We start from the raw sequence: 19,007 nt of genomic DNA, 5'->3' as shown, positions 1-19,007 counted from the left end.
TCCCTCCAACTTTGGCACATCTATTGCTTTGTTATACAAGGCAAACCTTGAACCGGCGTCAGTACAACCCGGTTGCACCACAGCAATCCACGGGCAGCACCAAAAGAGTGCATTTTAAGAATTTTGCTTCGGAATGGTGCGGTACATCTCGCAAAAACAAACAATAAAACAGCAATATCTTTACATTTAGCCAAACTAAATGTTACCTAACAAGCACAACACTGCACAATAAAGTTGCAGATGATAACAACACAAACACTCACAACGGGTATCCATGCGTTTTTAACGCAGGAGATAAAGGAGTTGGATATGCAATTACGTAAACCTGCCACAGCAATCCTGGCCCTGGCGCTTTCTGCAGGACTGGCACAGGCAGAAGACGCTGCCCCGGCAGCGGGCAGTACGCTGGACAAAATCGCCAAAAACGGCGTGATTGTCGTCGGTCACCGTGAATCTTCAGTACCTTTCTCTTATTACGACAATCAGCAAAAAGTGGTGGGTTACTCACAGGATTACTCCAACGCCATCGTTGAAGCAGTGAAAAAGAAACTCAACAAACCGGACTTACAGGTGAAACTGATTCCGATCACCTCACAAAATCGTATTCCGCTGCTGCAAAACGGCACTTTCGATTTTGAATGCGGTTCAACCACCAACAACCTCGAACGCCAGAAACAGGCGGCTTTCTCTGACACCATTTTCGTGGTCGGTACGCGCCTGCTGACCAAAAAAGGCGGCGATGTTAAAGATTTTGCCGATCTGAAAGATAAAGCCGTAGTCGTCACTTCCGGCACCACCTCTGAAGTTTTGCTCAACAAACTGAATGAAGAGCAAAAAATGAATATGCGCATCATCAGCGCCAAAGATCACGGTGACTCTTTCCGCACCCTGGAAAGCGGTCGTGCCGTTGCCTTTATGATGGACGATGCCCTGCTGGCCGGTGAACGTGCGAAAGCGAAGAAACCAGACAACTGGGAAATCGTCGGCAAACCGCAGTCTCAGGAAGCTTACGGCTGCATGTTACGTAAAGACGATCCGCTGTTCAAAAAGCTGATGGATGACACTATCGCTCAGGTGCAGACCTCCGGTGAAGCGGAAAAATGGTTTGATAAGTGGTTCAAAAACCCCATTCCGCCGAAAAACCTGAACATGAATTTCGAACTGTCAGACGAAATGAAAGCACTGTTCAAAGAACCGAATGACAAGGCACTGAACTAATTACAAGAACCAGGGGCGGAAATTCCAGCCCTCTCGATTGTTACGTAGCACGGACAGACTATACGCCTGATGGTCGTTCCCCATCGGGCCTGAAAACCGCAATACGCTGGGTAACAATCTTCGAGGGTAGCAGTTAACGCTGCTACCCTCTTTTTTCTGGAGTAGATTTATGTCTATAGACTGGAACTGGGGTATTTTTTTACAACAAGCCCCGTTCGGCAACACCACCTATCTCGGCTGGATCTGGAGCGGCTTTCAGGTGACGATCGCTCTGTCGATCTGCGCCTGGATTATCGCTTTCCTCGTCGGCTCGTTATTCGGCATTTTGCGTACCGTTCCTAACCGTTTTCTCTCCGGTCTGGGTACGTTGTATGTCGAACTGTTCCGCAACGTGCCACTGATTGTGCAGTTCTTTACCTGGTATCTGGTGATCCCGGAGCTACTGCCGGAGAAAATTGGCATGTGGTTTAAGGCGGAGCTGGATCCTAATATTCAGTTTTTCCTCTCCTCCATGCTTTGCCTGGGGCTGTTTACCGCCGCCCGTGTTTGCGAACAGGTACGCGCCGCGATCCAGTCGTTACCGCGTGGGCAAAAAAATGCCGCGCTGGCAATGGGTCTGACGCTACCGCAGGCTTACCGCTACGTACTACTGCCTAACGCTTATCGCGTTATCGTCCCGCCGATGACGTCCGAGATGATGAACCTGGTGAAAAACTCCGCCATCGCCTCGACCATCGGGCTGGTGGATATGGCGGCGCAGGCCGGTAAATTGCTCGATTACTCCGCTCACGCCTGGGAATCGTTCACTGCTATTACGCTGGCGTATGTGTTGATTAACGCGGTTATCATGCTGGTGATGACGCTGGTTGAACGTAAAGTTCGCCTGCCCGGCAATATGGGAGGCAAATAATGTACGAGTTTGACTGGAGTTCCATTGTCCCTTCCCTGCCGTATCTGCTGGATGGGCTGGTGATCACCCTGAAAATCACCATTACGGCGGTAGTGATTGGTATTTTGTGGGGCACCATGCTGGCAGTGATGCGCCTGTCCAGCTTTGCGCCCGTGGCATGGTTTGCCAAAGCCTACGTTAACGTATTCCGTTCAATCCCACTGGTGATGGTTCTGCTGTGGTTTTACCTGATTGTGCCGGGTTTTCTGCAAAACGTGCTGGGATTATCGCCGAAAACCGATATCCGCTTAATTTCTGCGATGGTGGCGTTTTCGATGTTTGAAGCGGCCTACTATTCAGAGATTATCCGTGCCGGTATTCAAAGTATTTCTCGTGGGCAGTCGAGCGCCGCGCTGGCGTTGGGCATGACTCACTGGCAGTCGATGAAACTCATCATTCTGCCACAGGCGTTTCGTGCAATGGTGCCGCTGCTGCTCACTCAGGGCATCGTTCTGTTCCAGGATACCTCGCTGGTGTATGTGTTATCTCTGGCCGATTTCTTCCGTACCGCCTCAACCATTGGTGAGCGTGATGGTACGCAGGTCGAGATGATCCTGTTTGCCGGATTTGTTTATTTCGTTATTAGCCTTAGCGCATCGTTGTTGGTCAGCTACTTGAAAAGAAGGACAGCATAATGATTACCCTGAAAAATGTTTCAAAATGGTATGGTCACTTTCAGGTGCTGACCGACTGCTCAACGGAAGTGAAAAAAGGCGAAGTGGTGGTGGTTTGTGGGCCGTCAGGCTCCGGTAAATCAACGCTGATTAAAACCGTCAACGGCCTCGAACCGGTGCAGCAAGGCGAAATTACCGTTGATGGCATCGTGGTTAACGATAAGAAAACCGATCTGGCAAAGCTGCGCTCCCGTGTGGGAATGGTGTTCCAGCATTTTGAGCTGTTTCCCCATCTGTCGATTATCGAAAACCTGACGCTGGCGCAGGTGAAAGTACTTAAACGCGATAAAGCGCCGGCTCGTGAAAAAGCACTGAAACTGCTGGAGCGAGTCGGGCTTTCTGCTCACGCCAATAAGTTTCCGGCGCAGCTTTCCGGTGGTCAGCAGCAGCGTGTGGCAATCGCTCGCGCGTTATGTATGGACCCCATCGCCATGCTGTTCGACGAACCGACATCGGCGCTCGATCCGGAGATGATCAACGAAGTGCTGGACGTGATGGTGGAACTGGCGAACGAGGGGATGACCATGATGGTGGTGACCCACGAAATGGGCTTTGCCCGCAAAGTGGCGAATCGGGTGATCTTTATGGATGAAGGTAAAATTGTCGAAGATTCGCCGAAAGACGCTTTCTTTGATGATCCGAAATCGGACCGTGCAAAAGACTTCCTCGCGAAAATACTGCATTAATCACTCTGGCGCGCATAGCCAAGTGCGCGCCATCTCACGCTTTATCATTTCGCCTCTCGTATCTGTTACATCCTGGCGTTACCCTTGTCGCAAAGAAGCACACAACAAGGAGCAACAATGGCACTGCCAATTCTGTTAGATTGCGACCCAGGTCATGATGACGCTATCGCAATAGTTCTCGCCCTCGCCTCACCAGAGCTTGATGTCAAAGCGATTACTTCTTCCGCCGGAAACCAGACACCAGAAAAAACATTACGTAATGTTCTGCGTATGCTGACCCTGCTTAATCGCACCGATATTCCGGTGGCAGGCGGCGCGGTGAAACCGTTAATGCGTGAGTTGATTATCGCAGACAACGTGCACGGCGAAAGTGGACTGGACGGCCCGGCATTACCGGAACCCGCATTCGCACCGCAAAACTGCACGGCGGTGGAGCTGATGGCGAAAACGCTGCGTGAAAGTGTGGACCCCGTCACCATTGTCTCTACCGGACCGCAAACTAACGTCGCCTTGCTGCTCAATAGCCATCCGGAACTGCATAGCAAAATTGCCCGTATCGTGATTATGGGCGGTGCAATGGGGCTTGGTAACTGGACGCCAGCGGCTGAATTTAATATTTACGTTGACCCGGAAGCGGCTGAAATTGTCTTCCAGTCTGGAATTCCGGTGGTAATGGCAGGTCTGGATGTCACTCACAAAGCGCAAATTCACGTTGAGGACACCGAGCGTTTCCGCGCGATTGGCAACCCAATTTCAACCATCGTCGCCGAACTGCTGGATTTCTTCCTCGAATATCATAAAGATGAAAAATGGGGATTTGTTGGCGCACCGCTGCATGACCCATGCACCATCGCCTGGCTGCTGAAACCTGAACTGTTCACCACCGTTGAACGCTGGGTTGGCGTCGAAACGCAAGGGAAATATACCCAGGGCATGACAGTTGTTGATTATTACTATCTGACCGGCAATAAACCGAATGCCACCGTCATGGTCGATGTTGATCGTCAGGGCTTTGTTGATTTACTGGCAGATCGTCTGAAATTTTACGCTTAATACACGTCATTGATTAAGATCACCATGTAAAAATGTGGTGGTCTTACTCTGACGCTCTCTTTTTCCTTCAAGATATAAATGCAATGGATAATGCAGAACTCGCCATTGGTATCGATCTCGGTACTACCAATAGTTTAATTGCCATCTGGAAAGACGGTGCCGCGCAATTAATTCCAAATAAATTCGGTGAATATTTAACACCATCTATAATTAGCATGGATGAAAATAATCATATTCTGGTCGGAAAACCGGCTGTATCACGGCGTACTTCACATCCTGATAAAACCGCTGCGTTATTTAAACGTGCCATGGGCAGTAATACCAACTGGCACTTAGGCAATGGCACATTTAACGCGCCGGAATTGTCTTCTTTGGTATTACGTTCATTAAAAGAAGATGCCGAAGAATTTCTGCAACGCCCAATTAAAGATGTGGTGATCTCCGTTCCGGCTTATTTCAGTGATGAACAACGCAAACATACCCGTTTAGCAGCAGAGTTGGCAGGGTTAAATGCGGTACGCTTAATTAATGAACCCACGGCAGCCGCGATGGCGTATGGCCTGCATACGCAGCAAAACACCCGCTCGCTGGTTTTTGATCTCGGTGGCGGCACGTTTGACGTCACGGTGCTCGAATACGCCACACCGGTGATTGAAGTTCACGCCTCCGCTGGCGACAACTTTCTTGGTGGCGAAGATTTTACTCATATGCTGGTGGATAAAGTTTTAAAACGCGCCACAGTGGCTAAAAACATGCTCAACGAAAGTGAACTGGCAGCCCTGTACACCAGCGTGGAAGCGGCAAAATGTGGCAATCAATTACCGCTGCAAATTAGCTGGCAGTATCAGGAAGAAACGCGTGAGTGCGAATTTTACGAGAACGAACTGGAAGATTTGTGGTTGCCGCTGCTCAACCGCTTGCGTGTGCCAATCGAACAAGCATTGCGCGATGCGCGTCTGAAACCGAGCCAAATCGACAGCCTGGTACTTGTTGGCGGCGCGTCGCAAATGCCGCTGGTGCAGCGAATCGCCGTGCGTCTGTTTGGCAAATTACCATATCAAAGTTACGATCCGAGCACCATTGTCGCGCTGGGCGCAGCAATCCAGGCCGCCTGCCGCTTACGTAGCGAAGATATCGAAGAAGTGATCCTTACTGATATCTGTCCCTACTCTTTAGGCGTTGAAGTTAACCGCCAGGGCGTTTCCGGCATTTTCTCGCCGATTATTGAGCGAAACACCACGGTGCCTGTGTCGCGAGTCGAAACTTACTCGACCATGCACCCGGAGCAGGATTCAATTACGGTAAATGTTTACCAGGGGGAAAACCACAAAGTTAAGAATAATATCCTGGTAGAGTCCTTCGATGTGCCGTTGAAAAAAAACGGGGATTACCAGTCTATCGATATTAGATTTAGCTATGATATCAATGGTTTGCTTGAAGTTGACGTACTTCTGGAAGACGGTAGCGTTAAGTCCAGAGTCATTAACCACAGCCCGGTAACATTGAGCGCGCAGCAGATTGAAGAGAGTCGGGCGCGGTTATCCGCATTGAAAATTTATCCGCGCGATATGCTCATCAACCGTACCTTTAAAGCCAAACTGGAAGAGTTGTGGGCCCGGGCGCTGGGCGATGAACGAGAAGAGATTGGTCAGGTGATCACCGATTTTGATGCGGCGTTGCAGTCAAACGATATGGCCCGCGTCGATGAAGTTCGTCAGCGGGCGAGCGATTATCTGGCAATTGAGATCCCCTGAACACGACTGCCGGATGCGGCGTAAACGCCTTATCCCGCCTACTCGTAGGTCGGATAAGATGCGTCAGCATCGTATCTAACTAAACAACATCGCAATTTTGCCGAGTGCATAACCTATCACCAGCACCGTTAAGCTGATTTTGATAATGCTGGAAATGCTCTGTGGTTTTTCAACCTCATCATTCTTCTCTTCATGTGCTTCAGGTGTTGGCTCATCGACATCTTCATCCACCGGCTCAAGCTTCACTTTCGTCAACAGCATCCGGGTGATAATAGCCTCTAATGGATGGGCATCTCCGCGTTCCAGCCTCGCGTTCAGGCGAGCCAGCATCTCTTGTTTCGGAAACGCTTCCAGCACAACCTGTTCCGCCACCCGATACAGATCCAGTAATGGTGAATCTTGCTCTGTCTCACTACCTACTCTCGATTTCCACCACGCCCATGCTTTGCGCTTATAAAACAGCGACTCGATAAATGATTGACCCAACGGCGATAATTTACCGCTATGTAAAATTTGCGCCCACAAAAGCCGCGTCAGGGCGCTCTCGCCAGGAACATATTTCAGCGGTTGACCTTGCGCATCTACCATGCTCCGCGCTTCGATAACCATCACTAATAACGCGAAATAATCCGGGCAATGACGCTTGCTCCACTGCAACAACAAATTATCAGCTTGTGTAGATGGGTAACTTTCCCAGTTCGCGCAGAGATCGGCAAGCAGGCTTTCCCCCTCGCCGCAGTACAAACGTTGTGCACACTGGTAATACCGGGCATCTTCGCTTTCTGGTTCTTCCGTTTGCCATTGTTGGGCAACAGGAATGAGTTCCGCCATACCTGTTTGCACCGAGCTGTACCAGCGCAACAGTTTGCGATGTAACTTTGCATCATCAGGAATGAACCACGGACCTTCCATCGCTAAAAACGCAGTCACATAGTCAGGATGGTAACGACAGCAGCGTTCCAGCGCGAAGTAATACTCAACAGTCTGGTTCTGTAACGCGACGGGATATTCCAGAAGGCTGAGAAAATCGAAACAATCCCCAGCCTGAATAGCCTCAAGAAAAGCCTCCCGTTCTTCCTCGACCATTCCTTCGCTATCATTAAACGAATGCCAGTTCAAACGCTCTGCCAGCAAAGAAGCGCAATTTAATGAAAGGTATCGCGCTTCTATGGCGATTGCACACAGCGGCCAGCGTAATTGATCCACCTCTTCCATGTTGTAGGTATTTAATTGCTGAATAAATTTCTGCCAGGCGGAGGGCTGAAAACGATCACTTTCCGAATCCAGTAATGCCCTTAATGCGCCCAGTGCTTCATGTTCAACAGCGGCGTTACTCTTTCCATCAACTGATTCTTCTACAGGATTTACCGCCAGTCGCAGCGCCTCTTCATAGGCCTGGCGTAATGCTTTAAACCCCTGCGGATCGGTTTCGGGGTGACACAACGGTAAGCGAGCAAGATAAGCCTGACGGATAATCTCTGTTTGCGTCGTGCTTTCAATTTCGAGAATTTGCCAACATGTTTTCATAGGTCGCTCACATCCTTAAGCGTTGCCGGACATTCTGGTTGGACAGTTAACGGCTGCCAGGGAAGCGTGGCATAGAAACGATCGCTTCCTGCCACCAGCTCTTCAAACATCCGGCTCCCGGCGCTATCGTATTTGTACAGGATTAGCGCCTCGCGTAGCGAAGCGTTGTCTTCACACTGAGAGGATTGCCAGTAGAGACGTCCTAACGAATAGGCAGAAAAATAGTGCATCCAGCTGTGATAGTAATGGTGAGCTCGTACATAAATGCGCGATTGCAGCCATAAACTCTCGTCTTCCGTCAGCCACTTGTTGAGCACACCGACGCGCGATAAAAAGCCCATGCGAACATAATCCCAGGCTTTGATTCCTGCCTCCCCACAACACAGGGCAGTTTCGGCAACAAATTGGGTATAAATCAACCCGCGTTCGGAGCCGCCAGCAATTAATGTTTTCCACTCATCAGGGGAAGAACGATGCCATGCCAGATATAAACCAGCTAAATTATTTGCGTGACCATCATCAGTCATTTGGTAAATAGTCTGAATTAAATCATCACGATTATTTATTCCCCAGGATGATGAGAGATCAAATTCTTTTATTCCGGTATACATTTTTGGCGAGTCATGTGCGGGCTTGCATCCCTGATTAAGAATTTCCATTGGCGTAGAAAGCGCAAATAGAAGGTGTTGTTCTTCCTTATCCATTTATTAACAATCCTTTAAGTACATTAACTGACTACTTTTTTATTAATGATGAGTATAAACTTGACGCTTTCAAAATAAAAAGAAAATCGAAGCATTGATAAATGAACAAAAAAATATATTTTATATTCGCAATATTTATAGTTGCGGCAATCACTTGTATTAGCCAACCTAAGAAAACGACCTTGCGCGATAAAGCTATGGCGAATTATGTCTTTGATTATTTAAGCGCACCGGGCAGTCTTCCGTTTACCACGGCAGCAACGGAGCTTTCCGCCATTCATGGTCACTCGACGTCACAATATAGCCTTGGCGGATTTTATCTTCATGGCAGCAATGGTAAGCCTCTGGATTACACGATGGCGAGATACTGGTATAAGCAATCGGCAGAACAGGAAAATCCGCGCGCGCAGAGCAAACTAGGGTGGATCTACCTGAAAGGATTGGGTGTAAAGCCCGATAGTCGAATGGCAATCCAGTGGTATAAACAAGCTGCGGAAAAAGGATATGCCCATGCTCAATACACTTTGGGTTTGATCTACAGAAACGGCACTGGAATTAACATCAACAATTATGAAGCACGCAAATGGCTAAAACTGGCAGCGGATCAACATTATAAAAATGCGGAAAGATTACTGGCTGAACTTCCCGCACATTAAGGTTGAGTTTCAACCCAGTAGATGGAGTATTTTCCCTATCAAACCGGCAAAGATAAAAATGTAGAAAATAATTTTGATGACGCCCAGGCAGCCCGGTCCACCATCGTCAACGGGCATTGGCTTCGATTTCGGCTCTGGCTCGATGGTTTGTTGACCGACAAAATTCGCTGACTGAATTAATAATCGCCTAATAATTAATGCTTCCAGTGGACAACGATCTTCTGCATCAAGACAGCTCAAGAGCGGCATTAATGATTCTTCCGTAGTTGGTTCGCCAGCACCAGGCGAAGGGGTAGAGCAGAACTATAAGCAAGCGATGTACTGGTATCTGAAAGCTGCCTTTGAATGGTTTACGAAAGCCGCTGAATGCAATGACGTCATCGCCTGGTATAGCCTGGCCATTATGTACCACTATGGCGAAGGAAGATCCGCCGATCTCCGACAGGCTCTCGACTTATACCGTAAGGTTCAGTCATCCGGTACAAGAGATGTCGATCAAGAAATCCGTGAGGTTGAAGATTTACTGTAGAGATAAAAACAAATAAGGGCCGGACGATTTTCATTCGACCCCAATTATCTTTATTGCTGTGCGAAATCAGACTATTACGGCTCGAACGGGCGTCTCTGGAACTGGTCATGACCACATTTCGGGCATAGCGTTAGGACTTCCGGCGTGTAGATCGGGAGATGGAAGTGACATTTCTCGCAGACCAGATTCCCCAGCCCTACCACTTCTCCGCTGTGATAAACCCCGTGATGGTTGAGATCCTGGAAAACTTCGCGCCATTCAAGCTGCGTTTTATCGGTGATGTCCGCCAGTTCCTGCCAGAGGCTTTCTTTAATCACCCGCATAAAAACACTGTCAGACTCTTCTTTCAGGCTCTCTTCATAGCTCATGGCGAACTCTTCCAGGTCACGCCTGACAGCTCGCGTCAACTCATCGACCTCGGTTCGCGTTAACTCCCCTGTTTTTATTACGCGCTCGCGCGCCTGTTCCACCAGTGCGTCGATATCACGTTCGCCATTGCGCAGGCGTTCGCTCAGTGACGCGACCAGTTCACGGTAATATTGAGCAACCTTGTTCATCGTTTCATCTCCCGGGTCGTTAACTGACTATAATAATAGACGTTCTTTGTTCCTTGCTTTGCTAATACGCCCACAAACTCTGTAAATTAATGTATGAATAATCCGGGCATCATTTCAACGTCGAGTGCGCGAAAGGCTGTTTTGACGCGGACGTTTGGGCTATGCTATGCGGATCTGAAAAACCACCTCAACGCTACATTTGTAGCCGTATTGAAAACAGGACCACTGGCTGCCATGCAAGAGCAATACCGCCCGGAAGAGATAGAATCCAAAGTACAGCTTCACTGGGATGAGAAGCGCACATTTGAAGTAACCGAAGACGAGAGCAAAGAGAAGTATTACTGCCTGTCTATGCTTCCCTATCCTTCTGGTCGACTACACATGGGCCACGTACGTAACTACACCATCGGTGACGTGATCGCCCGCTACCAGCGTATGCTGGGCAAAAACGTCCTGCAGCCGATCGGCTGGGACGCGTTTGGTCTGCCTGCGGAAGGCGCGGCGGTGAAAAACAACACCGCACCGGCACCGTGGACATACGACAACATCGCGTATATGAAAAACCAGCTCAAAATGCTGGGCTTTGGTTATGACTGGAGCCGCGAGCTGGCAACCTGTACGCCGGAATACTACCGTTGGGAACAGAAATTCTTCACCGAGCTGTATAAAAAAGGCCTGGTATATAAGAAGACTTCTGCGGTCAACTGGTGTCCGAACGACCAGACCGTACTGGCTAACGAACAGGTTATTGACGGCTGCTGCTGGCGCTGCGATACCAAAGTTGAACGTAAAGAGATCCCGCAGTGGTTTATCAAAATCACCGCTTACGCTGACGAACTGCTCAACGATCTGGATAAACTGGATCACTGGCCAGACACCGTTAAAACCATGCAGCGTAACTGGATCGGTCGTTCCGAAGGCGTGGAAATCACCTTCAACGTTAACGGCTATGACAACACGCTGACCGTTTACACTACCCGCCCGGACACCTTTATGGGTTGTACTTATCTGGCGGTAGCGGCGGGTCACCCGCTGGCGCAGAAAGCGGCAGAAAATAATCCTGAACTGGCGGCTTTCGTTGACGAATGTCGTAACACCAAAGTTGCTGAAGCTGAAATGGCAACGATGGAGAAAAAAGGTGTCGATACTGGCTTTAAAGCGGTTCACCCATTAACGGGCGAAGAAATTCCGGTTTGGGCAGCAAACTTCGTATTGATGGAGTACGGCACTGGCGCAGTCATGGCAGTTCCGGGTCACGACCAGCGCGACTACGAGTTTGCCTCTAAATACGGCCTGAACATCAAGCCGGTTATCCTGGCGGCTGACGGTTCTGAACCGGATCTCTCCCAGCAGGCGCTGACGGAAAAAGGCGTGCTGTTCAACTCTGGCGAGTTCAACGGTCTTGACCATGAAGCGGCCTTTAACGCCATTGCCGACAAACTGACGGCAATGGGTGTTGGCGAGCGTAAAGTAAACTATCGCCTGCGCGACTGGGGTGTTTCCCGTCAACGTTACTGGGGTGCGCCGATTCCGATGGTGACGCTGGAAGACGGCACGGTGATGCCTACCCCGGACGACCAACTGCCGGTGATCCTGCCGGAAGATGTGGTAATGGACGGTATTACCAGCCCGATCAAAGCAGATCCTGAGTGGGCGAAAACCACCGTTAACGGTATGCCGGCGCTGCGTGAAACCGATACTTTCGACACCTTTATGGAGTCCTCCTGGTACTATGCGCGCTACACTTGCCCAGAGTACAAAGAGGGTATGCTGGATTCCAAAGCGGCTAACTACTGGCTGCCGGTGGATATCTATATTGGTGGTATCGAACACGCCATCATGCACCTGCTCTACTTCCGCTTCTTCCACAAACTGATGCGTGATGCAGGCATGGTGAACTCTGACGAACCAGCGAAACAGCTGCTGTGTCAGGGTATGGTGCTGGCAGACGCCTTCTACTATGTAGGCGAAAACGGCGAACGTAACTGGGTTTCCCCGGTTGATGCTATCGTTGAGCGCGACGAGAAAGGCCGTATCGTGAAAGCGAAAGACGCGGCTGGCCATGAACTGGTGTATACCGGCATGAGCAAAATGTCCAAGTCGAAGAACAACGGTATCGACCCACAGGTGATGGTTGAACGTTACGGCGCGGACACCGTTCGTCTGTTTATGATGTTCGCTTCTCCGGCGGATATGACTCTCGAATGGCAAGAGTCCGGCGTTGAAGGGGCTAACCGCTTCCTGAAACGTGTCTGGAAACTGGTTTACGAGCACACTACGAAAGGTGATGTTGCGGCGCTGAACGTTGATGCACTGACTGAAGATCAGAAAGCTCTGCGTCGTGATGTTCATAAAACTATCGCTAAAGTGACCGATGATATCGGTCGTCGTCAGACCTTCAACACCGCAATTGCGGCGATTATGGAGCTGATGAATAAACTGGCGAAAGCGCCGACCGATGGCGAGCAGGATCGCGCGCTGATGCAGGAAGCCCTGCTGGCCGTTGTCCGTATGCTTAACCCGTTCACGCCGCACATCTGCTTCACGCTGTGGCAGGAACTGAAAGGCGAAGGCGATATCGACAACGCGCCGTGGCCGGTTGCAGACGAGAAAGCGATGGTGGAAGACTCCACGCTGGTGGTGGTGCAGGTTAACGGTAAAGTCCGTGCCAAAATCACCGTTCCGGTAGATGCAACGGAAGAACAGGTTCGCGAACGTGCTGGCCAGGAACATCTGGTAGCAAAATATCTTGATGGCGTTACCGTGCGTAAAGTGATTTACGTACCGGGTAAACTCCTCAATCTGGTCGTTGGCTAAGCGCGGGAGGAAGCGTGCGATATCTGGCAACATTGTTGTTATCTCTGGCGGTGTTAATCACCGCCGGGTGTGGCTGGCATCTGCGTGATACCACGCAGGTTCCTTCCACTATGAAGGTCATGATCCTGGACTCAGGCGACCCGAACGGGCCGTTAAGCCGTGCGGTGCGTAATCAGTTACGTCTGAACGGTGTCGAGTTGCTTGATAAAGAAACCACGCGTAAGGACGTTCCATCCCTGCGTTTGGGCGCTGTATCAATCTCCCAGGATACCGCTTCAGTTTTCCGTAATGGTCAAACTGCTGAATATCAAATGGTGATGACCGTCAGCGCGTCGGTATTGATCCCTGGCCGTGACATCTACCCGATTAGCGCCAAAGTCTTCCGTTCGTTCTTCGATAACCCGCAAATGGCGTTAGCGAAAGATAATGAGCAAGGCATGATCATTCAAGAGATGTACGACCGTGCTGCCGAACAGCTGATTCGTAAGCTGCCAAGCATTCGCGCTGCGGATATCCGTTCCGACGAAGATACGTCGAAAACAACGGATACTGCAGCAACGCCTGCACGCGTCTCTACCACACTGGGTAACTGATGATTCGGTTGTACCCGGAACAACTCCGCGCGCAGCTCAATGAAGGGCTGCGCGCGGCGTATCTTTTGCTTGGTAACGATCCTCTGTTGTTGCAGGAAAGCCAGGACGCTGTTCGTCAGGTGGCTGCAACACAAGGATTTGCAGAACACCACACTTTTTCCATTGATCCCAACACCGACTGGAATGCGATATTTTCGCTATGCCAGGCCATGAGTCTGTTCGCCAGTCGACAAACGCTATTGCTGCTGTTACCAGAAAACGGACCAAATGCGGCGATCAATGAACAACTTCTGACACTGACCGGACTGCTGCATGACGATTTGCTGTTGATCGTGCGCGGCAATAAATTAAGCAAAGCGCAGGAAAATGCTGCCTGGTTTACTGCTCTTGCTAATCGAAGCGTGCAGGTAACCTGTCAGACACCGGAGCAGGCTCAGCTTCCTCGCTGGGTTGCTGCGCGTGCAAAACAGCTCAACTTAGAGCTGGATGACGCTGCAAATCAGATGCTCTGCTATTGTTATGAAGGTAACCTGCTGGCGCTGGCACAGGCACTGGAGCGTTTATCGCTTCTCTGGCCGGAAGGCAAACTGACATTACCGCGCGTTGAGCAGGCAGTGAATGATGCCGCGCATTTCACCCCTTTTCATTGGGTTGATGCTTTGTTGATGGGCAAAAGCAAGCGCGCGTTGCACATTCTTCAGCAACTGCGTCTGGAAGGCAGCGAGCCGGTTATTTTGTTGCGCACATTACAACGTGAACTGTTGTTACTGGTTAATTTGAAACGTCAATCTGCCCATATGCCGCTACGCGCGTTATTTGATAAGCATCGCGTTTGGCAGAACCGGCGGGGCATGATGGGCGAGGCATTAAATCGCTTAAGCCAGCCGCAGTTACGTCAGGCCGTGCAACTTCTGACACGAACGGAACTCACCCTCAAACAAGATTACGGCCAGTCGGTGTGGGCAGATCTGGAGGGATTATCCCTTCTGTTGTGCCATAAACCACTGGCAGACGTATTTATCAATGGTTGATATGAAATCTTTACAGGCTCTGTTTGGCGGCACCTTCGATCCGGTGCACTATGGTCATCTTAAACCCGTGGAAACGCTGGCGAATCTGATTGGTCTGACGCGAGTGACTATTATCCCTAACAATGTTCCTCCGCATCGTCCACAGCCGGAAGCAAACAGCGCGCAGCGAAAACATATGCTTGAACTGGCTATTGCCGATAAACCACTGTTTACCCTTGATGAACGTGAGTTAAAACGCAATGCCCCCTCTTACACTGCGCAAACACTCAAAGAGTGGCGACAGGAACAAGGTGCCGATGTGCCACTGGCGTTTATTATTGGTCAGGATTCACTGCTGACTTTTCCAACCTGGTACGAATACGAAACGATCCTCGACAATGCGCATTTAATTGTCTGTCGGCGTCCTGGCTACCCGCTTGAAATGGCGCAACCACAATACCAGCAGTGGCTGGAAGATCATTTGACGCATAATCCGGAAGATCTGCACCTTCAGTCTGCTGGTAAAATTTACCTCGCTGAAACGCCGTGGTTTAACATCTCGGCGACCATCATCCGCGAACGCTTGCAAAACGGCGAATCATGTGAAGATTTGTTGCCGGAATCTGTATTGACTTACATTAACCAACAAGGCTTGTATCGCTGATAGCTGTCATCACGGAGGGAATGATGCGACTGTGGTTAATTCGTCACGGCGAAACGCAGGCAAATGTCGATGGATTGTACAGCGGTCATGCGCCGACGCCACTGACTGCACGCGGTATCGAGCAAGCTCAAAGCCTGCATACCCTGTTGCGTGATGTTCCCTTCGATAGGGTTTTATGTAGTGAACTGGAACGCGCGCAGCATACCGCGCGGCTGGTTCTCAGTGACCGCCAGCTCCCTGTACAAACCGTCCCTGAGCTTAATGAAATGTTTTTTGGTGACTGGGAGATGCGGCATCATCGCGATTTGATGCAAGAAGATGCCGAAAACTATAACGCATGGTGCAATGACTGGCAGCATACCGTCCCAACTAACGGTGAAGGTTTTCAGGCGTTTTTGCAGCGGGTAGAAAGGTTTATTGCCAGATTTGTTGAATATCAGCACGACAAAAATATATTAGTCGTCAGCCATCAGGGCGTGTTGAGTCTGTTAATTGCCCGCTTACTTGGTATGCCAGCCGGGGCGATGTGGCATTTTCGTGTAGAGCAGGGCTGCTGGAGCGCCATTGAAATCAATGACGCATTCGCAACTCTACGTGTCCTCAATAGCCGTGCTATCTGGCATAGGGATGCATGACTTTTCTGTTTTTTTGCATGTAAGGTGCAGCGCCCATTGACAGCCCCGGACAGGCTGATATTCTCCGCAGCCAGACTTTTTCCGCTAAACACGACTTTGTAGAAATTGTTTTACAAAAATGGCGATGCAATCTGCGGCGCGGGGTGGGATGATAGCCCACTTTCGAAAGCCGATTCGGCGACAATTGTCCCGAAATCGCCTCTGGTTCAGGTATACTGACAAACCGTTTTTATCTTTTTAATTCACCCAGGGGGAAAACTTGCAGGGTAAAGCACTCCAGGATTTTGTTATCGACAAAATTGATGACCTCAAAGGTCAGGACATCATCGCCTTAGACGTTCAGGGCAAATCCAGCATCACCGACTGCATGATCATCTGTACGGGTACGTCCAGCCGTCATGTTATGTCCATTGCTGACCACGTTGTTCAGGAGTCTCGTGCTGCTGGTCTATTGCCGCTCGGCGTAGAAGGTGAAAACAGCGCCGACTGGATTGTCGTTGATTTGGGCGAAGTTATTGTCCATGTCATGCAGGAAGAGAGCCGTCGCCTGTATGAACTGGAAAAACTCTGGAGTTAATGTGTGAAGCTGCAACTTGTGGCCGTGGGAACGAAAATGCCGGACTGGGTACAAACCGGTTTTACTGAGTACCTGCGTCGTTTTCCGAAAGATATGCCTTTTGAGCTGATTGAAATTCCGGCTGGAAAACGCGGCAAGAACGCGGACATCAAGCGCATACTCGACAAAGAGGGTGAGCAGATGCTGGCAGCCGCAGGCAAAAACCGCATTGTCACCCTCGACATTCCAGGCAAGCCCTGGGACACACCGCAGTTAGCCGCTGAACTGGAACGATGGAAGCTTGATGGCCGCGACGTCAGCCTGCTTATTGGCGGGCCTGAAGGGTTATCACCTGCCTGTAAAGCAGCGGCAGAACAAAGCTGGTCGCTTTCCGCGCTGACCCTCCCCCATCCGCTGGTTCGCGTACTGGTCGCAGAGAGTCTGTACCGGGCGTGGAGCATTACCACCAACCATCCTTATCATCGTGAGTGATAAGAAAGCTTTGAGTAGAAAACGCAGCGGATGAAACTACAGAACTCTTTTCGCGACTATACGGCAGAGTCCGCACTGTTTGTGCGCCGGGCGCTGGTCGCCTTTTTGGGAATTTTGCTGCTGACCGGCGTGCTTATCGCCAACCTGTATAATCTGCAAATTGTTCGTTTTACCGATTATCAGACCCGTTCTAATGAAAACCGCATCAAACTGGTGCCTATCGCCCCCAGTCGCGGCATTATCTACGACCGTAACGGCATCCCTCTGGCACTCAACCGCACTATCTATCAGATAGAGATGATGCCGGAGAAAGTCGATAACGTGCAGCAAACGCTGGATGCCCTGCGCAGCGTCGTCGATCTGACCGATGATGATATCGCTGCATTCAGAAAAGAGCGCGCACGTTCACACCGTTTCACCTCGATTCCAGTGAAAACTAACCTGACCGAAGTACAGGTGGCGCGCTTTGCCGTCAATCAGTACCGTTTTCCCGGGGTGGAAGTTAAAGGCTATAAACGCCGTTACTATCCCTACGGTTCAGCGTTGACTCACGTCATCGGCTATGTGTCGAAAATCAACGATAAAGACGTCGAACGCCTGAATAATGACGGCAAACTAGCCAACTATGCGGCAACGCATGATATCGGTAAGCTGGGAATTGAGCGTTACTATGAAGATGTGCTGCACGGTCAAACCGGTTATGAAGAGGTTGAAGTTAACAACCGTGGTCGCGTCATCCGCCAGTTAAAAGAAGTACCGCCGCAAGCCGGACACGATATTTACCTGACGATAGATCTCAAACTCCAGCAGTATATTGAAACACTGCTGGCAGGCAGCCGCGCGGCTGTAGTAGTCACCGATCCGCGCACGGGCGGTGTGCTGGCGCTGGTTTCCACGCCAAGCTATGACCCAAATTTGTTTGTTGACGGTATCTCCAGCAAAGATTATTCCGCATTGCTGAACGACCCGAACACACCGCTGGTGAACCGAGCCACGCAAGGGGTTTATCCACCGGCGTCTACGGTTAAACCTTATGTGGCAGTTTCAGCATTAAGTGCGGGGGTGATCACTCGCAATACTACGCTGTTTGACCCTGGCTGGTGGCAGCTGCCAGGGTCGGAAAAACGTTACCGTGACTGGAAAAAATGGGGCCATGGTCGCCTGAATGTCACAAGATCGCTGGAAGAATCTGCGGATACCTTCTTCTACCAGGTGGCCTACGATATGGGGATCGATCGCCTTTCCGAATGGATGGGTAAATTCGGTTATGGCCATTACACCGGTATCGATCTTGCAGAAGAACGTTCCGGCAACATGCCTACCCGCGAATGGAAACAAAAACGCTTTAAAAAACCGTGGTATCAGGGTGACACCATTCCGGTCGGTATCGGTCAGGGTTACTGGACAGCAACCCCAATCCAGATGAGTAAGGCACTGATGATCCTGATTAATGACGGTGTCGTGAAGGTTCCGCATTTGCTGATGAGTACCGCCGAAGACGGCAAACAGGTGCCATGGGTACAACCGCATGAACCGCCAGTCGGCGATATTCACTCCGGTTACTGGGAGCTGGCGAAAGACGGTATGTACGGGGTTGCTAACCGCCCTAACGGTACGGCACATAAATACTTTGCCAGCGCACCGTACAAAATTGCGGCGAAATCGGGTACAGCTCAGGTCTTCGGTCTGAAAGCGAACGAAACCTATAATGCGCACAAAATTGCTGAGCGTCTGCGTGACCACAAATTGATGACCGCCTTTGCGCCGTATAACAATCCGCAAGTGGCTGTCGCCATGATTCTGGAGAACGGCGGCGCGGGCCCGGCGGTCGGTACGCTGATGCGCCAGATCCTCGACCACATTATGCTGGGCGATAACAACACCGATCTGCCTGCGGAAAACCCAGCGGTTACCGCAGCGGAGGACCATTAAT

General features: G+C 50.4%; 18 protein-coding genes and 2 pseudogenes. 16 read left to right on the top strand and 4 right to left on the bottom strand.

Going from position 1 to position 19,007, the window contains the following annotated elements; genetic code table 11:
- The first annotated feature begins 309 nt into the window (after nt 1-309).
- The 6 genes from gltI (at nt 310) to hscC (ending at nt 6,334) form a co-directional block, all read left to right on the top strand.
- Nucleotides 310-1,218 (top strand): glutamate/aspartate ABC transporter substrate-binding protein GltI, encoded by a 909-nt coding sequence (gltI, locus tag WC5_RS08945; protein ID WP_016231629.1) that lies wholly within the window; start codon nt 310-312, stop codon nt 1,216-1,218.
- A gap of 169 nt (nt 1,219-1,387) precedes the next feature.
- Nucleotides 1,388-2,128 carry a glutamate/aspartate ABC transporter permease GltJ gene (gene gltJ, locus WC5_RS08950; RefSeq protein ID WP_000020950.1) on the top strand — a complete coding sequence of 247 codons (741 nt, stop codon included), beginning with the start codon at nt 1,388-1,390 and terminating at the stop codon, nt 2,126-2,128.
- Nucleotides 2,128-2,802, top strand: a complete 675-nt coding sequence (gene gltK, locus WC5_RS08955) for a glutamate/aspartate ABC transporter permease GltK (protein WP_000272809.1) — start codon at nt 2,128-2,130, stop codon at nt 2,800-2,802. Before gltJ ends, gltK begins: the two co-directional genes overlap by 1 nt.
- Nucleotides 2,802-3,527, top strand: a complete 726-nt coding sequence (gene gltL, locus WC5_RS08960; RefSeq protein WP_000631384.1) for a glutamate/aspartate ABC transporter ATP-binding protein GltL — start codon at nt 2,802-2,804, stop codon at nt 3,525-3,527. Before gltK ends, gltL begins: the two co-directional genes overlap by 1 nt.
- A gap of 117 nt (nt 3,528-3,644) precedes the next feature.
- Nucleotides 3,645-4,580 (top strand): pyrimidine-specific ribonucleoside hydrolase RihA, encoded by a 936-nt coding sequence (gene rihA, locus WC5_RS08965; protein ID WP_016231628.1) that lies wholly within the window; start codon nt 3,645-3,647, stop codon nt 4,578-4,580.
- 83 nt (nt 4,581-4,663) lie between these two features.
- Nucleotides 4,664-6,334 (top strand): molecular chaperone HscC, encoded by a 1,671-nt coding sequence (hscC, locus tag WC5_RS08970; protein ID WP_000367834.1) that lies wholly within the window; start codon nt 4,664-4,666, stop codon nt 6,332-6,334.
- A gap of 75 nt (nt 6,335-6,409) precedes the next feature.
- Here the strand turns inward: hscC and WC5_RS08975 are convergent, their stop codons facing one another.
- The gene (locus tag WC5_RS08975; protein WP_016231626.1) at nt 6,410-7,861 is read right to left on the bottom strand and encodes a co-chaperone; all 1,452 of its coding nucleotides are present in this window, start codon (nt 7,859-7,861) and stop codon (nt 6,410-6,412) included.
- Complete coding sequence (locus WC5_RS08980; protein WP_000356616.1) at nt 7,858-8,565, bottom strand: DUF1266 domain-containing protein; 708 nt, start codon at nt 8,563-8,565, stop codon at nt 7,858-7,860. Before WC5_RS08980 ends, WC5_RS08975 begins: the two co-directional genes overlap by 4 nt.
- 101 nt (nt 8,566-8,666) lie before the next feature.
- Between WC5_RS08980 and WC5_RS08985 the strand changes: the two genes are divergently transcribed.
- Entirely contained in the window at nt 8,667-9,221 is a 555-nt protein-coding gene (locus tag WC5_RS08985; protein ID WP_001035174.1) for a tetratricopeptide repeat protein, read from the top strand.
- A 9-nt stretch (nt 9,222-9,230) separates the two neighbouring features.
- Here WC5_RS08985 and WC5_RS08990 read toward each other — a convergent pair.
- Nucleotides 9,231-9,500, bottom strand: a pseudogene (locus tag WC5_RS08990) (J domain-containing protein); the annotation flags it as partial.
- Nucleotides 9,501-9,504: 4 nt separating this feature from the next.
- On the opposite strand from WC5_RS08990, the pseudogene WC5_RS24890 reads away from it, so the two are divergent.
- Nucleotides 9,505-9,750: pseudogene (locus WC5_RS24890) on the top strand (hypothetical protein); the annotation flags it as partial.
- Between the two features lie 74 nt (nt 9,751-9,824).
- Here the strand turns inward: WC5_RS24890 and WC5_RS09000 are convergent.
- Nucleotides 9,825-10,307 carry a zinc ribbon-containing protein gene (locus WC5_RS09000; RefSeq protein WP_001044880.1) on the bottom strand — a complete coding sequence of 161 codons (483 nt, stop codon included), beginning with the start codon at nt 10,305-10,307 and terminating at the stop codon, nt 9,825-9,827.
- A gap of 234 nt (nt 10,308-10,541) precedes the next feature.
- Here WC5_RS09000 and leuS point away from each other — a divergent pair, with 234 nt between their 5' ends.
- From leuS to mrdA, 8 genes are all read left to right on the top strand, one after another.
- Nucleotides 10,542-13,124 (top strand): leucine--tRNA ligase, encoded by a 2,583-nt coding sequence (leuS, locus tag WC5_RS09005; RefSeq protein ID WP_010351186.1) that lies wholly within the window; start codon nt 10,542-10,544, stop codon nt 13,122-13,124.
- 14 nt (nt 13,125-13,138) lie between these two features.
- Nucleotides 13,139-13,717, top strand: a complete 579-nt coding sequence (lptE, locus tag WC5_RS09010; protein WP_001269666.1) for an LPS assembly lipoprotein LptE — start codon at nt 13,139-13,141, stop codon at nt 13,715-13,717.
- Entirely contained in the window at nt 13,717-14,748 is a 1,032-nt protein-coding gene (holA, locus tag WC5_RS09015; RefSeq protein ID WP_000620557.1) for a DNA polymerase III subunit delta, read from the top strand. The genes lptE and holA overlap by 1 nt, the downstream gene beginning before the upstream one ends.
- A gap of 1 nt (nt 14,749) precedes the next feature.
- Nucleotides 14,750-15,391 carry a nicotinate-nucleotide adenylyltransferase gene (gene nadD / locus WC5_RS09020; RefSeq protein ID WP_024191079.1) on the top strand — a complete coding sequence of 214 codons (642 nt, stop codon included), beginning with the start codon at nt 14,750-14,752 and terminating at the stop codon, nt 15,389-15,391.
- 23 nt (nt 15,392-15,414) lie between these two features.
- A complete protein-coding gene (locus WC5_RS09025) occupies nt 15,415-16,026 on the top strand; it encodes an adenosylcobalamin/alpha-ribazole phosphatase (protein ID WP_010351190.1) in 612 nt (203 codons plus the stop codon).
- Nucleotides 16,027-16,285: 259 nt separating this feature from the next.
- The gene (gene rsfS / locus WC5_RS09030; RefSeq protein WP_001161665.1) at nt 16,286-16,603 is read left to right on the top strand and encodes a ribosome silencing factor; all 318 of its coding nucleotides are present in this window, start codon (nt 16,286-16,288) and stop codon (nt 16,601-16,603) included.
- 3 nt (nt 16,604-16,606) lie between these two features.
- A complete protein-coding gene (gene rlmH / locus WC5_RS09035; RefSeq protein WP_000776104.1) occupies nt 16,607-17,074 on the top strand; it encodes a 23S rRNA (pseudouridine(1915)-N(3))-methyltransferase RlmH in 468 nt (155 codons plus the stop codon).
- Between the two features lie 30 nt (nt 17,075-17,104).
- Nucleotides 17,105-19,006, top strand: a complete 1,902-nt coding sequence (gene mrdA, locus WC5_RS09040) for a peptidoglycan DD-transpeptidase MrdA (protein WP_000776182.1) — start codon at nt 17,105-17,107, stop codon at nt 19,004-19,006.
- Nucleotide 19,007 lies beyond the last annotated feature (1 nt).

It is taken from the genome of Escherichia sp. KTE114 (assembly GCF_000407765.1).
Taxonomy (GTDB): Bacteria; Pseudomonadota; Gammaproteobacteria; order Enterobacterales; family Enterobacteriaceae; genus Escherichia; species Escherichia ruysiae.
This window is presented reverse-complemented; position numbering and strand designations above follow the sequence as displayed.